This is a genomic window from Microbulbifer echini (genome assembly GCF_041447225.1).
GTDB lineage: Bacteria > Pseudomonadota > Gammaproteobacteria > Pseudomonadales > Cellvibrionaceae > Microbulbifer > Microbulbifer echini.
On sequence record NZ_JBGMEL010000020.1, the window covers coordinates 19,721 to 34,477 of the forward strand.

The window sequence follows — 14,757 nt, forward strand, 5'->3', positions numbered from 1 at the left end:
AATGGATCTTCCCCGAAACTTGCCATTCTGAATCCGCGGTTACTAATAGGGAGTGACAATATGGACTTGCGTCCAGTGCTCATCAGTGTCGTTATTGCTACCGCCGGTCTCGCCGGCTGTAACAAGTCTGCCGACAATACACCCCACGCACTTTCTGTGGACAAGGAGGCTGCCGCCAGCAGTAAAGATGCGGCGATTGATAAAAAAGCCTATGTGCCACCGCCCCAGCTGGATATTCCTTTTCACAAAGAGGTTTTACCTAATGGCCTGACGGTAATTGTGCACGAGGATGATAAGGCGCCGGTTGTCTCCACCAATATTTGGTACAAGGTGGGTTCCAAGGATGAACCGGAGGGTAAAACCGGCTTTGCGCATTTATTTGAGCACCTGATGTTTAACGGTAGTGAAAATTATTCGGGTGAGTATTTCGAACCCTTCCAGCGCTCCGGTGCCACCGATATGAACGGCACTACGAGTAACGACCGCACGAATTATTTCGCGACTGTGCCCAAAGGCGCCCTGGATATGGCTCTGTGGATGGAGTCTGATCGCATGGGTCACTTTAAGGGGGCTATCACCCAAGAAGTGCTTGATGAGCAACGCGGGGTTGTGAAAAACGAAAAACGGCAGGGTGAAAATGCGCCCTACGGTAAAGCTTTCGATATTATTGCCAAGAGTACATTCCCCACGGATCACCCCTATTCCTGGACCCCCATTGGCTCTATGGAGGACCTGGATAATGCCAGTCTAGAAGATGTTAAAAAGTGGTTTGCCGATCATTACCAGCCAGCCAATGCCACTTTGGTGATAGCCGGTGATGTTACTGTCGATGAAGCTATGGCCAAGGCCCGTAAATATTTTGGCGATATTCCCAGCACGGGGGTGCAGCCCCGAATCAAAAATTGGGAATTGCCCACGCAGGTGAAAAAGCGGGAAGTCGTGCACGATCGGGTTCCACAAACCCGTATTTATAAGGTTTGGAATGTGCCGGCGGTTGGTAGTGAGGAGGAGCAGGCTCTGGAGTTGATGACCTCATTGCTGGCGAATCGCAAAAATTCCTTGCTCTATCGCCGCTTAGTGCGGGATGACAAGGTGGCGACCAGTGTGAGTGCCTTTTATTACGGGCGCCAGTTGGCCGGGCAATTGATTATTGTGGTCGATGTAAAACCCGGTCAATCTGTCGATAAAGTTGAAGAGCTTTTAAATAACGAATTGCGGCAGTTTGCCAAGAACGGTGTTAGCGCAGAAGAGTTACGCCGGGTTAAGCAAGGGGAATTTGCCGGACTGGTTAAAGGGCTGGAGAAAACCGGTGGCTTTGGTGGTAAGAGCGATATTCTCGCCCGCTCGGAATTTTACTTCGGTGATCCCGGCGCACTGTTGAAGGGCATTGATGATTACGCCAAGGTTTCTGCACGTGAGGTACAGGATGTTGCCGAGCAGTGGTTGAAAGACGACTCCTACACCTTGATTATCGAGCCTGAACAGCAGTATACGGCCGCGACAGAGGGTGCGGACCGCAGTAAATTGCCGGAGGTCGATAAAAAAGTAGAGTTGGAGCTGCCGAAACAGAAGACGTTCACCCTGAAAAATGGCCTCAGGGTGGTGATGGCGGAGCGCCACGATACACCGGTAGTGCTGATGAACTTACAGTTTCGCAGCGGCGCAGCCGCAGATAGCACTAAGCCCGGTCTCGCCTCAGTGGCTGCACAGATGTTGAATGAAGGTGCTGGAAACTTGGACAGCCTCGAGTTTAGCGCTCGGGCTGAGGAGTTGGGCGTGAGTATCAGTGGCGGCAGCGGGTTGGATTACAACTCAATCAGTATGAGCGCACTCAAGTCACAACTTAAGCCCTCCCTGGAGTTATTTGCCAAAGTGGTGACTGAGCCCCGCTTCCCGGAATCCGACCTAGAGCGGGTGAAGTCCAACCGCCTGGATGCAATTGCGCAAGAAAAAGCGCAGCCCCAGGGGTTGGCTCTGCGTGAATTACCGCCATTGCTCTTTGGTGGAGAGCATCCTTATGGTGCGCCCCTGACGGGTTCTGGCACACCTGAGGGTATCAAGTCGATTACCCGCGAAGATCTGGTTAATTTTCAGAAAACCTGGGTGCGCCCGGATAACGCCACCCTAACCGTTGTTGGCGATGTGACCGAAAAAGAGATTGAGCCGCTGCTTAACGAAACGCTGGGAGGCTGGAAGGCACCAAAAGAGGAGTTGCCGAAGATCGATGTGGCTAAAGTGGAGCGACCAGAGAAGGCCCGGGTTTATCTCTTGGACCGCCCCGGAGCTCAGCAGAGCTATATTATGGCCGGGTTGGTAATGCCGCCTTGGCAGCCGAAGGGTGCCGAGGCCTTCGATGCCATGGCGAATACAATTGCTGGCAAGTTTACCTCCCGGGTCAATATGAATTTGCGCGAGGATAAGCACTGGTCTTATGGTGCCCGTGCGGTCTCTATGGATACCGAAGGGCAGCGCCCGTATATTCTTTTCGCACCGGTACAGACAGATAAGACTGCCCCGGCGATCAAAGAGCTGATCAAAGAATACCGGGAATATCTGGCTGGTCGGCCGATTACGGAAAAAGAGTTAGAAGATTACCGTAACGACGAGGTACTTAAGCAGAGTGCCCGCTTCCAGACGAAAGGACAGTTACTTTCCAGTATTAACTGGCAGGTGGAAAAAGGTCTTCCGGAAGATTACATTGCCGAGTACCCGCAGCGGGTAGCTGCACTCGATAAGGGCCAGGTTGAGGCTTCGGCACAGGAGTTTCTGGCCCCAGATCAATTTACCTGGGTCATTGTGGGTGACCTCGACAAGATTAAAGGTGAAGTTGAGGCTCTGGATATTGGTCCGGTAGAGGTTCTCCCTTCAAAAGATTAATACCGAATCAAAAACTGCCCCATATCCAGGCGGGTTGGGGCAGTTTTTAAGGTTGCTTTCCGGTTCGGCATAAACTAACAGAGCTTTTCTAAAAAAATCACCGTTCGCGTAGCCCTTTCAAAAATATACCGTTAGGCCTTGAAGCTGGGGCGCTGCTTAAGTTGTTCGCGCCAGCGAATCAAGTGGGGGTGTTTTTCGGTAACTGGGCGCAGGTTTTGTACCTTGCCAAAATCCAGACTGCAAACCATGCTGATGTCGGCTGCTGAAAAGTAATCGCCCAGCAGATATTCGTGGTCTGAGAAATGATCGTTTAAGGCATCCATAAATTTCAGTGCACGTTTGCCGGAATCCTCACCGAACTCTGGATAGACATTCATGCGGTCCTTGAAGAAACCGGAAACATGCTGAAAGCACATGCCCACAGGAAACATTAAATTGAAGTCTGCACGGCGGGTCCACATCTCGACTAACGCTTTTTCTTTAGCATCTCGACCGAAGAGTGCAGGCTCCGGATGTAGTTCTTCGAAGTAGCGTTGAATGGCTACGGATTCGGAGATGTAGGTACCGTCATCTAATTCCAGTACAGGCACCTTTTTGTTGATATCTTTGCTGCGGAACTCCGGGCTGAGGTTTTCTCCCTTGGTAATATCTACATGGACAAATTCAGAGTCGATCCCTTTTTCTGCCAGGTACATGCGGACTCGGCGGCAATTCGGGGCACTTGCAAATTCATAAATTTTCATAGGGCTTCCTCTCGCCTTGGCGATTGCGGTAAATTGGGGAACTTTCAATAAAAACGATACCAATCTAAGAGAGACTTACCGGTGACGACAATGACAACAAGTACCAAGAGAAGCTGCTTCTTTCGCCGTGCAGCCACCGCTCTGGCGGTTTTTATCGGATTTTTTTGCCAGTTGGCTTCGGCAGAAGAGTTGGCTATTTATGCGGGTAAGCTTTTCAATAGTAGTAATGGAAAGTTGTTGGAGAATCGCACTATCCACATTGTGGATGGGCGTATTGAGTCGGTGCAAAAAGGGTTTGCTAAGCGCGACCGCGAGGCTTTGGTCGATTTGCGCAATTTCACGGTATTGCCTGGGCTGATGGATATGCACAGCCATTTGACCTACGAATTCGGCCCTAGCGCTTATATGGAATCCTATACCTGGAACCCGGCGGATTTCGCCTTGCGCGGAGTCGATGCTGCCAGCCGCACCCTACAAGCGGGCTTTACCACGATTCGCAATTTGGGTGACCACGACAATGTTACCGTGAGCCTGCGCCATGCCATCGAGGCGGGCACAATTGAGGGGCCGAGGATTTACACCGCGGGTAAATCCATTGCCACCACCGGTGGTCATGCCGATCCCACCAATGGCCGTCGCCAGGATTTGGTTGGGAATCCCGGCCCCGTTGACGGTGTTGTCGATGGGCCTATTTCCGCGCGCAAGGCGATACGCCAGCGCTATAAAGATGGTGCCGATCTGATCAAAATCACCGCTACTGGCGGGGTGCTGAGTGTGGCTAAAAGCGGGCAAAACCCACAGTTTATGCACGATGAGCTGGAAGCAATTGTCTCCACCGCTAAGGACTACGGTTTTACTGTGGCGGTACATGCGCACGGAAGAGAAGGGATGATCCGGGCCATTCGTGCCGGGGTAGACTCTATTGAGCACGGCACTTATATGGATGAAGAGGTTATGGACTTGATGCGCCGGAATAAAACCTGGTTCGTTCCGACGTTGATGGCCGGTGAGTGGGTAACGGAGAAATCTGCCATTGAAGGTTTTTTGCCGGAAATCGTGCGTCCTAAAGCGGCCACTATGGGGCCATTGATGCAGGAAACTTTTTCCAAGGCCTATAAGCGTGGAGTCAACATCGCGTTTGGTACCGATACCGGGGTGACTCGACATGGTGAAAATGCACGGGAATTTGTTCTGATGGTGCAGGGCGGTATGACGCCGGCCGATGCGATCCGCTCGGCGACCTGGAATGCTGCAGAGTTATTGCAGGTGCAGGACGAGCTGGGGAGCATCAGTGAAGGTAAACTTGCCGATATTATTGCGGTAGCGGGTGACCCATTGGAGGATATCTCTGAGTTACAGCGTGTGCAGTTTGTGATGAAAGAGGGGAAGATTTTCAGGGCGCCCAGTGAGCCGGCCGTCGAAGTATTTCTGGAAGCGGATACCAATGGCTGAGCGGTAAACTTGAAGGCGGTGTTCTAAAGACTCAATTCGAGACGCTAAGGCGGGTTTACAAGGGGCAGCGGCCTCGCGTGTTACCTCGCGAGGCCGGTACAAAGTGCCTATTTTTCTAGCTCAAATACCAGGTCCAGGTTGACCGAGAGGGTGGTTTCACCGGGGGCGATCGGCGTTGAGGCGCTTTCTTTCATTGATTCCATCTGGCCACGCAGCATCATTGGGCGGGGTATGCCGCCACTACCCTGCTCAGAGATACTGACAATCCGACGCACCTTCATGCCCAGCGCTTTTGCGTAAATGGTCGCGCGCTCCTGGGCGTCCAGCAATGCTTTTTCTCGGGCCTCGGCTTTAACGGGGCCGGGTTCGCCAATCTCAAAGCTGGGGCCGTTGATTTGGTTGGCGCCGGCGGTTGTTAGATCATCCAGTACTCCACCCAGCTCATCCAATTTACGCACCTTGATGCTGACGGTGTTGCGTGCGGTATAACCAACAATTTGAGGTTTCTGGTTTTTTTGGTAGTGATAACGGGGGGAGAGGCTCACACCACTGGTTTGGATATCTTTCTTGGCAATACCGGCTTTTTTAATGGCTTTTAGTAATGACTCCATCTGCGCGGCATTGTTACGCATGGCTTTTTTGCTATCTTCGGCTTCGGTTACCACACCGACAGAGAGATTGGCGACATCGGGAGTCTGACGGGCTTCTCCTTCGGCTGCGATAGAAACAAGTGTGCCGCGCTCGGAGGGTATCTGGCCGTTGTCACAGGCGGTAACCAGTAAGGCGAGCAGTGTAACGGTGGAGAGTTTAACGAACTTCATAATTTTTCCTTATCTATCGCTATGGGGTTGGCAATATAGCAATGCATCATGTGCCAAAATGCTATCAGCGTGTATCTGAACCGCAGCTGAGCAAGTATTTCAGCATAACGGATTCACCGGTTGTGCTATAGGGCTGTGATCCTGTTGAGGTTGGCAATAGAGGTGACCCTCCAGCGTCCAAATGAAACCTTTCTTCTTTAAAGTGCTATTCAGAGCCGAACACCTGCTGGTAAGTTTCATCTTGGTCGTGGTAGATGGCAAAACCTAGCCGCAATAGTTGCTGGCGTTTGTCGCATAAAACAGCACGGGTTTTCAGCTCACTTTGCAGTCTCCCAGCATTTTCGGCACTCTGACAGTCAAATGTGAAAAAGTGCCCATGGCCCTGCTCTAGGTCGTGGTGGATTAAATGTTTCCGATTGAGGATAGGGTGGTCGGCATTGTCCATGCTGTGCAGGAATCGTCGCTGAGCGGCGAGCACAAAGCGGTGGATCTTATTAACGGTAATGCCTTCACGCCGAAACAAGTCAAAAATTGCCAGACCCTTGTAAAGGCAGGAGTAGTCCATGGTGGCTCCCGCAAACCTGAGCCAGTTGTCCGCATAACCGACCTTGCCGGAGCGGTTGTCAAGCGCTGCAATCTCAGCGAACCAGCCGGTGTTTAGGGGGCGCAGGCTGCAGTGGCGGGGTACACTCATAAAACACATCCCCTCACCGGCGCCCAAGTATTTGTAGGAGCCGGCGGTAAAAAAAGCCTTATCGGCAATCCTGCTCAAGTCGATAGGGAGGGCGAAAAACCCGTGATAGCCGTCGATTACAAATTGGGTTTTCTCTGGTTTTTGCTCGGCGATGCGCACGAGCTCTGGAAATACTACGCCGGCGTCGAAGAACACCCAGCTGGCATAGGCCAGTTGGTAGTCTTGAGCATGTAATTCCCGTTCGAAGCGCTCGGCCAGTGTGGCGTAAGGCGCCCTGGGGATACGCGTCACCCGTACATTGGGGAGTTCTTCCAGCCTCCGCAGTTGGTGTGTGAAACTGTAGAATTCCCCATCGGTTGTGAGGATATGCAGCGGTTCGCTGGGATTGAAGGTGCTAATTAGCCGGTAAACCAGTTCGTGGGTGTTCGGGGCGATGGCGATTTGACCGGCATCCGGCAGATTCAGTGTCTGTGCGACAGCGCTTTGCCAGGACGGTATTTTCTCTTGGAAAATAGGCCCCCACTTTTCATCGGCGAGCAGCGCGGCATCATGCCAGTACTGCCTGGTTGCCTCCAGAGTAACATCGGGCCAGTAGTGGTGTGAGTGGCAGGCCATGTGCAGCATGGAAGATGGGCTGCCACTGGGCGCCTGTGAAAATGCTCGATAGAATTTTTTATACATTTGCTTTTCGCCGGGCGAAGCTGAATTATTTATTATTCCGCGATTGTAGATCCTGGCAACAGGAAGGAGTAGAGAGTGAGATATCTGCACACAATGGTCCGTGTGGCCAACCTGGAAGAATCTTTAAAATTTTACTGTGAAAAACTCGGTTTACAGGTGATGAGCCGCAATGATTATGACAAGGGGCGCTTCACCCTGGTATACCTGGCTGCACCAGAGGATGTTGATGCCGCTCGCGAGAAAAAAGCGCCTACATTGGAGCTCACCTACAACTGGGATCCGGAATCCTATGACAGCGGGCGCAACTTTGGCCATTTGGCCTATGGCGTTAATGATATTTACGCTGTTTGCCAGCGCATGATGGACGCGGGGGTCACCATAAACCGCCCACCCCGCGATGGCCATATGGCCTTTTTCCGCTCACCCGATGGCATTTCGATTGAACTATTGCAAGATGGCGAGCCTATGGAGCCAAAGGAACCTTGGCAGTCGATGGAAAATACTGGCGAGTGGTAAGTTTTCCAGGGAAGCTCTCAATATTTTTATTTTTGGCCTGTAGGCAAACCTTTTAAGGAAATTATGTGAAGAACAGCAGTTGCATTTTGCTGGCCGGTGCTGTTGCGGCGCGCAGGATTCGCGAGGAAGGATTGCACCAGGAGCAGTTTTCCACTTTGCTGGGGGCCTCCGGCGGTCCTAAATGGCTGGTTCTCAGTCAGTTGGATCGTGTGCTGATGGGGGAGTTTTTTAAAGGCCGTTGCGAACCTATGGCGACACTGGGCTCTTCCATCGGTAGTTTTCGCAACATGTGCTATGCCATGCAGGCGCCTCTGGCAGCACTGGAGCGCCTGGAGTATGGTTATATCCATCAGAGTTATGGCACTTCAAAGCCCACTCCCGCGGAAATCACCGCGGCGGGGGAGGCTATTCTGCTTGAGGTATTGGGTGAGCGTGGCGCGAGTGAGGTGGCGGAAAATCCTCTGTGGCACAGTCATTTTGTCACGGTGCGAGGACGTGGTCCTCTCGCGAGTGAGCGGTGGGCCCTACTGGCACCGGCTCTCTTTACATCGGCGCTCGCTAATGCGTTTTCCAGGCGCAGCCTGAAAGCCTTTTGGGAGAGAGTGGTGTTTCACTCGCAGGAGCAAGCTGCGGTGGCGTTCGATAATCTGAGCACAGTCAATTCGCCGCTCACCAGACAAAACGTCTGCGCAGCAGTTTTAGCCAGTGGCTCTATTCCACTGGTGATGGCCGGTGTTCAGAATCCTGCTGGTGCGCCACAGGGCAACTATCGCGATGGGGGCATTACCGACTACCACTTTGATCTGCGCTTTAAGCACCCACCGGGTCTTGTGCTTTACCCCCACTTCTTCCCATTTATGGTGCCCGGATGGTTCGATAAAGGGTTGTCCTGGCGGCGGGTGCGCGGTGATGCCATGGCCTCTGCACTGCTGATCGCACCATCTCCTGGGTTTGTTGCAAAACTCCCATTTGGCAAGATACCGGACCGCAATGACTTTTATAAGTTGAATCAGGATGAGCGAGTGCGCTACTGGAACAAAGTGGTGGATTTGAGTCGGCAGGTGGCCGAGGACTTCCATGAAATCTGGCAGTCAGGCCGTGTGGCCGATTATCTGATTGAAGTAGGTTCTGATGAGCTGCCCCACAAGTTGCAACAGGTTGGGGCCGCGTGAAGATGGCATTGGAATTTAGCCCTCCCCAAGAGGAATTTCGCACGACCCAGGAACGCGTTTACTTCCAGGTGCGCGATGCCATCCTGCGCGGTAAGTTTCTGCCGGGGCATGCCATCACCATTCGCGGCCTGGCGGCAGAACTGCACTGCAGCCCCATGCCGGTACGCGAGGCCCTGCGGCGGCTAACTTCTGAGCGGGCGTTGGAGCTTTCCGATACCCGTCGTGTCACTGTGCCCACCATGACCCCAGAGAAGCTCGCAGAGATCTGTGCGGCTAGGGTTGCGCTCGAGTGCCAGGCCGCAGAGCAAGCCCTGCCTTTTGTAGGAAAGGGAGAGTTTGAGCAGCTGCGAGAGCTGGATGGGCGGGTAACCGCTGCACTACAGCAAAAAAACATCGAGCAGTATGTGACTGCCAATCTCGACTTCCACTTTACGCTTTATCGCCTGGGGCGTCCCCATATCATTCTCTCCCTGATTGAGAGTCTCTGGCTGCAAACTGCCCCTCTGCAGCACCTGGTATTCCAGCGTTTTGGTGTGCAGGAACTGCCGGATCGCCACGAAGACCTACTCGAGGGTATGGCCGATGGGGATGTAGGAAGAGTGCGCCAAGCTATTCGCCAGGATATTGAGGAGGGGCTCGGCTCCATCTCTGCCGAGGAGCTTCATTAACTCCCTGATCTCGGCCTCTTGTCTCTCAGATTCGTTTGAATAAGTCCCGTGCCATCCCGGTGTGGGATTATCTCCCCTTCAGAAGCGTATCAAGGCTGCTCAGTTTGCTCGGGGGAAGTGGCTCCGCTGACCCTATTGTTGTTCTGAGGCATAGATAGATCTTGCGCTTTCGTGAGTCTCACCACTAGAATGTGATCACAAATTTTGAAAGCAATGCGGCACCCCTAATGTCTGCGTGTAGGCAGCGTATGGGGTGAAAGACAAATTGCGGGACTATTCATTCGATGCATGCGGGGATTCCTTGTCCGCAGCTATGGAGAGCCCCAGAGCAAAGCCAGGAGCGAAATATGAACAAAAGTGAGCTGCAACAACACGATCGCGAGCACCTGCTGCACCCCTTTACTGACTTCAATGATTTGGGGCAACAGGGCACCCGCGTGATCACTCGTGCCGAAGGCGCTTATATCACCGACATTGATGGCACCCGTTTGCTCGACGGTATGTCCGGCTTGTGGTGCTGTAACCTGGGTTACAGTCGCAAAGAGATTAGTGACGCCATCTACCAGCAGTTAAATACACTGCCGTTTTACAACAGCTTCTTCCAGTGCACCACGGTGCCATCTATCGAGCTGGCTGATGCCCTGGCAGAGGTAACTCCGGCGCACATGAACAATGTGTTCTTCACCGGTTCAGGTTCCGAGGCGAACGACACAAATTTACGTTTGATCCGTCGTTTCTGGGACCTGCAAGATAAAGCCGAAAAGCGCATTGTGATCTCCCGCAAGAACGGTTACCACGGCTCCACGATTGCCGGAGCCAGTCTGGGTGGTATGAGCGGTATGCACAAGCAATTCCAGCCGCTGGATTATATTGAGCACGTGCAGCAGCCTTACTGGTTTGCCGAGGGCGGTGATATGTCCCCGGAAGAGTTTGGTATCCAGGCGGCGCGCAGCCTCGATGAAAAAATCCAGGAACTGGGCCCGGAAAAAGTCGCCGCCTTTATCGCCGAGCCGATTCAGGGTGCCGGAGGTGTGGTGATTCCACCGGAAACCTATTGGCCGGAAGTGAAGAAGGTCTTGGAGCAATACGATATCCTGCTGGTGATGGACGAAGTCATCTTCGGCTTTGGCCGCACCGGGGAGTGGTTCGGCGCTGATTACTACGGTATCAAGCCCGATCTGATGACTTTCGCCAAAGCGGTCACTAATGGGTACTTCCCCCTGGGCGGCACTATGGTGAGTGACCGTGTCGCTGAGGTGATCAAGAGCAAAGGCGGTGAGTTCACCCACGGCTATACCTACTCCGCCCACCCGGCGGCCTGTATGGCGGGTCTGGCGACTATCAATATCCTGCGCAATGAGAAAATCATCGAGAATGTGCGCGATGTGACCGGCCCCTACCTGGCCAAGCGCTGGGCTGAGCTGGCGGAGCATCCAATTGTCGGTGAAGCGCGCAGCCTGGGTATGGTTGGTGCCCTGGAATTGGTGAAAGACAAGGGCAGCCGCGCCCGCTTTGATGACGACTGCACCGCCGGTAGCGTGTGCCGCGACCTGAGCATCAAGCACGGATTGGTCATGCGTGCCGTCGGTGATGCAATGGTGATTGCACCGCCACTGATTATTACGACCGAGCAGGTGGATGAGCTGGTTGAAAAAGCGCATCGCGCGCTGGACGACACGGCCAAAGCTCTGGCGTAAACTCGGGTCTTACCCCCTTGTTGGAAGCGGCTCTAAGCGGCCAACCACTATCTGCCCTCGGCGGATGCGGTCGGTGGATCGGGGCCGCTTCTGCGATTTGACTGGACTACCTCAGGCTATATATGTCACAAGAAAAAGAATTTTCCGCTCAGCCGGAGCTGCTGGAGCAGTCGCGCAAATTTCTCTCAGAGCACCCAGACCTAAAGTGGATCGAAGGCTTTATATTCGATATCAATGGCGTGCCTCGGGGCAAGTGGTTGCCAGCAGAGGCGGCAGAGAAACTGCTCAAGGGCAGTCTGCAAATGCCGCGCAGTGCGGTTAGCCTGGATATCTGGGGGCGGGATATTGAAGATAGCCCCCTGGTGTTTGCCAGTGGTGATAGCGACGGGGTTTGCCTGCCGGTTTCGCCGGTCAGCCTCGCGCCCTGGCATCGTGAGGAGACGGCACAGCTGCATATGCAGTTGCACGAGGCCGACGGCTCTCTTCTTTATGCCGACCCGCGCGCGCAACTACAGCGCGTGGTGAGTAGATTGCAGAAACTTGGTTACACCGCAGTTTGTGCTACTGAGCTGGAATTCTACTTGTTGCGTGATGAAGTGGACCATTTGGCGCGTCCACGTCCAGTGAGTGACAACGATACGGAACTGGTACCCTCTACCGATGTATACGACCTGTCAGAGCTGAATGCACAGCGCCACTTTTTTGCCGATGTACGGGCTGCCTGTGAGGAGCAGGGTATCCCTGCGGATTCGGTGCTCTCCGAGTGTGCGCCCGGTCAATTTGAAATTAACCTGTTGCATAGCCCCGATCCCGTCAAGGTTGCAGACCAAACTCTGTTGTTCAAGCGCCTACTGAAAGGGGTGGCACGCAGCCATGGTTTCCGTGTGAGTACCATGGCCAAGCCCTTCGGTGATCAGGCTGGCAACGGTATGCATGTGCATATGAGCCTGATTGATGGCGCAGGCAAAAATGTTTTTGACGACGGCAGTGCGGAGGGCTCAGATTTGTTGCGTCAGGCGGCCGCGGGCATGTTGGCAACTGCCAATGATGCAATGGCATTTTTCGCGCCGCACAGCAATTCCTATCGCCGTTTCCAGGAGGGCTCCCACGCGCCATTGAATCTTTGCTGGGGTTACGATAATCGGACCACCACATTGCGGGTTCCCGCCAGTAACCCCGAGGCGCGTCGCATCGAGCACCGTATTGCCGGTGCCGATGTAAATCCTTATCTGGTGTTAGCGGGTATTCTTGCCGGGGTTTGTCACGGTCTTGAAAATCAGTTACAAGCTCCCGCTCCGGTGGAAGGTGATGCCTATCAGGCGCAAAGTGCACAGTTGACTAACACCTGGAGCGGTGCCCTTGAATGCTTTGAAAAGAGCACCTTGTGGCGCGAATACCTCGATCCGCGTTTTATCGAGTTATTCCTTTTGTTGAAACGTCAGGAGCAGGCGGAAATTGGTGCGCGGGTGACCGATGTGGAGTATCAGAGTTATTTACACCGGGTCTGAGGTGGTTCTCTGTGGCGAGGGCGTTCTAAATATTGAAAGGCTTTTACGACAGGGGCGCTGGAGGGTGGCAATACTCTGCTATACCTAAATTTAAGTGCGTAACGTGCTTGAAACTCTCCTCCTGAAAGTGTGTTCGAGAAACCTGGCCCGCCATCTGGCGGGCATTTTTTTGTTCCGGTAAGCAAAAAACACTACTGCCATTTTTGGCAGAATTCCTATCTCTCCCAGCGTAAAAACCAGTTGTTACTTTTCTCTTCCGGTATCATCGGCTGCCAGCTGTTGGGCTAGTCGGATGCGGGGCGAAGAAACAACAGCCACTTCGTCGATTTGCGCCAGTTTTCATTGAAGGCTCAATCAAGCCTGCAGGGGCCGCATTTTTATTTGGCCTGTGAAGCCACAAGGAGGTCACACTGGCCAATAGTGTGGATTGCTTCTGCCTAGCAGTCATTTCCCCGCCAGTGTATTCTTCCGCTTTACCAGCGTAGGGCCCCGGATTGGTCGACTGCCACAGCCTGGCATTACAGCTCGGCGCTGCCTTTTTGATTAATGTATGTGGGTCTCAGAACAAGCAGATGGGGAATCTATGACCGCCTTGGGAAATTGTGCAGACGGTCCAATGGCTGGCGAGGCACGGCCACTAAAAATATGCCTACTCGGTTATCGCAGCCACCCGCACAGTGGTGGCCAGGGAATTTACCTCCGCTATTTGAGTAAGGCACTGGTTGATGCTGGCCATTCCGTGGATGTCATATCCGGCCAGCCCTATCCTGAGCTTGATGAACGAGTCAAGCTCATCAAGATGCCCGGACTCAACCTTTATGAAGTAGAAAAGCCGACTCGGGCGCTCAAGGTTAAGCATCTACTTTCCTGGGCGGATTTTTTCGAGTGGTGGAGTAAGCTGACAGGCGGTTTTGCCGAGCCCTACACGTTTGGTCGTCGGGCGCATAAATACCTGCGTCAACACGGCCACCATTACGATATCGTTCACGATAATCAGTCCCTTTGTTATGGCTTGCTAGATATCGAGCGCAGTGGTTTACCGGTTGTCGCCACCATTCACCATCCTATTACTCGCGATCGCCAGCTGGCCCTAGATGCGGCCCCAGACTGGCGCCTTCGTCTATTAGTGCGCCGTTGGCATTACTTTCTGAATATGCAGATTAAAGTCTCGAGAAAGTTGCGTCACATTGTGACGGTTTCGCGCCAGTCAGAGCGGGATATCATCGAGCAGTTTGGAGTGGCGCCAGAACAGGTGCACCTGATTTACAACGGTATCGATACGGAAATATTTAGTCCAAGCGATACGGTAAGCCGTAAACCATTGCGCATAATGACAACCTCGTCTGCGGATCAGCCTCTCAAGGGACTGGGAATACTGCTGCAGGCTCTGGCCAGTTTGCGCGGGAAGTTCCCCGGCCTGGAATTGCTGGTAGTCGGGCGTTTGCGCGAGGGTGGTGCTACGGAAAAGCTACTGCAAAAACTGAATCTGCAGGATGCGGTGCGGTTTGTCTCTGGTATTTCCAACGAAGCACTGGTGAATTATTACCGCAGCGCCACCGTAGTTGCCTGTCCGTCACTGTACGAGGGGTTTGGCCTCCCGGCGGGTGAAGCTATGGCCTGTGGGGCTCCGGTGATCTCCAGCGATGGCGGTGCGCTGCCGGAGGTTGTCGGTGATGCCGGTATCGTTGTGTCAGCCGGTGACAGTGAGGCATTGGGCGAGGCTCTCGGCCGCGTGCTTGCGGATAAAGCGCTGCAGACAGAGCTGAGCGCTCGGGGCAGGGCACGTATCGAGAATAAGTTCTCCTGGAGTTTGGCCGCGGCGAGCCTGGTGGCTTACTACCGCGCCATACTTGGGGAGTCCACCGCGCCGAGTAGCACCCGGCAGGATCTGGGTGATGCCGGGGTTAGCGGCGCGGAGGCGGCTTGAG

General features: G+C 53.6%; 11 protein-coding genes. 8 read left to right on the plus strand and 3 right to left on the minus strand.

All coding sequences use genetic code 11. From position 1 onward, the window contains the following. The first annotated feature begins 60 nt into the window (after window positions 1-60). Entirely contained in the window at window positions 61-2,877 is a 2,817-nt protein-coding gene (locus ACCI51_RS16710; RefSeq protein WP_371844583.1) for a M16 family metallopeptidase, read from the plus strand. 131 nt (window positions 2,878-3,008) lie between these two features. Here ACCI51_RS16710 and ACCI51_RS16715 read toward each other — a convergent pair whose 3' ends face one another. Beyond that, window positions 3,009-3,620 (minus strand): glutathione S-transferase family protein, encoded by a 612-nt coding sequence (locus ACCI51_RS16715; protein WP_371844584.1) that lies wholly within the window; start codon window positions 3,618-3,620, stop codon window positions 3,009-3,011. Window positions 3,621-3,710: 90 nt separating this feature from the next. Between ACCI51_RS16715 and ACCI51_RS16720 the strand changes: the two genes are divergently transcribed. Next, entirely contained in the window at window positions 3,711-5,072 is a 1,362-nt protein-coding gene (locus ACCI51_RS16720; protein ID WP_371844586.1) for a metal-dependent hydrolase family protein, read from the plus strand. A 107-nt stretch (window positions 5,073-5,179) separates the two neighbouring features. Here the strand turns inward: ACCI51_RS16720 and ACCI51_RS16725 are convergent, their stop codons facing one another. After that, entirely contained in the window at window positions 5,180-5,893 is a 714-nt protein-coding gene (locus ACCI51_RS16725) for an SIMPL domain-containing protein (RefSeq protein WP_299585039.1), read from the minus strand. A gap of 205 nt (window positions 5,894-6,098) precedes the next feature. Continuing rightward, window positions 6,099-7,268 (minus strand): hypothetical protein, encoded by a 1,170-nt coding sequence (locus tag ACCI51_RS16730; protein WP_371844587.1) that lies wholly within the window; start codon window positions 7,266-7,268, stop codon window positions 6,099-6,101. 75 nt (window positions 7,269-7,343) lie between these two features. On the opposite strand from ACCI51_RS16730, the gene ACCI51_RS16735 reads away from it, so the two are divergent. The 6 genes from ACCI51_RS16735 (at window position 7,344) to ACCI51_RS16760 (ending at window position 14,756) form a co-directional block, all read left to right on the plus strand. After that, the gene (locus tag ACCI51_RS16735; RefSeq protein ID WP_371844588.1) at window positions 7,344-7,784 is read left to right on the plus strand and encodes a VOC family protein; all 441 of its coding nucleotides are present in this window, start codon (window positions 7,344-7,346) and stop codon (window positions 7,782-7,784) included. Window positions 7,785-7,849: 65 nt separating this feature from the next. After that, window positions 7,850-8,956, plus strand: a complete 1,107-nt coding sequence (locus ACCI51_RS16740) for a hypothetical protein (protein ID WP_371844590.1) — start codon at window positions 7,850-7,852, stop codon at window positions 8,954-8,956. Window positions 8,957-8,958: 2 nt separating this feature from the next. Beyond that, entirely contained in the window at window positions 8,959-9,624 is a 666-nt protein-coding gene (locus tag ACCI51_RS16745) for a GntR family transcriptional regulator (protein ID WP_371844591.1), read from the plus strand. A 347-nt stretch (window positions 9,625-9,971) separates the two neighbouring features. Next, entirely contained in the window at window positions 9,972-11,321 is a 1,350-nt protein-coding gene (locus ACCI51_RS16750) for an aspartate aminotransferase family protein (RefSeq protein ID WP_371844593.1), read from the plus strand. 122 nt (window positions 11,322-11,443) lie between these two features. Further along, a complete protein-coding gene (locus ACCI51_RS16755) occupies window positions 11,444-12,829 on the plus strand; it encodes a glutamine synthetase family protein (protein ID WP_299585029.1) in 1,386 nt (461 codons plus the stop codon). Between the two features lie 583 nt (window positions 12,830-13,412). Beyond that, complete coding sequence (locus tag ACCI51_RS16760; protein WP_371844595.1) at window positions 13,413-14,756, plus strand: glycosyltransferase family 4 protein; 1,344 nt, start codon at window positions 13,413-13,415, stop codon at window positions 14,754-14,756. Window position 14,757 lies beyond the last annotated feature (1 nt).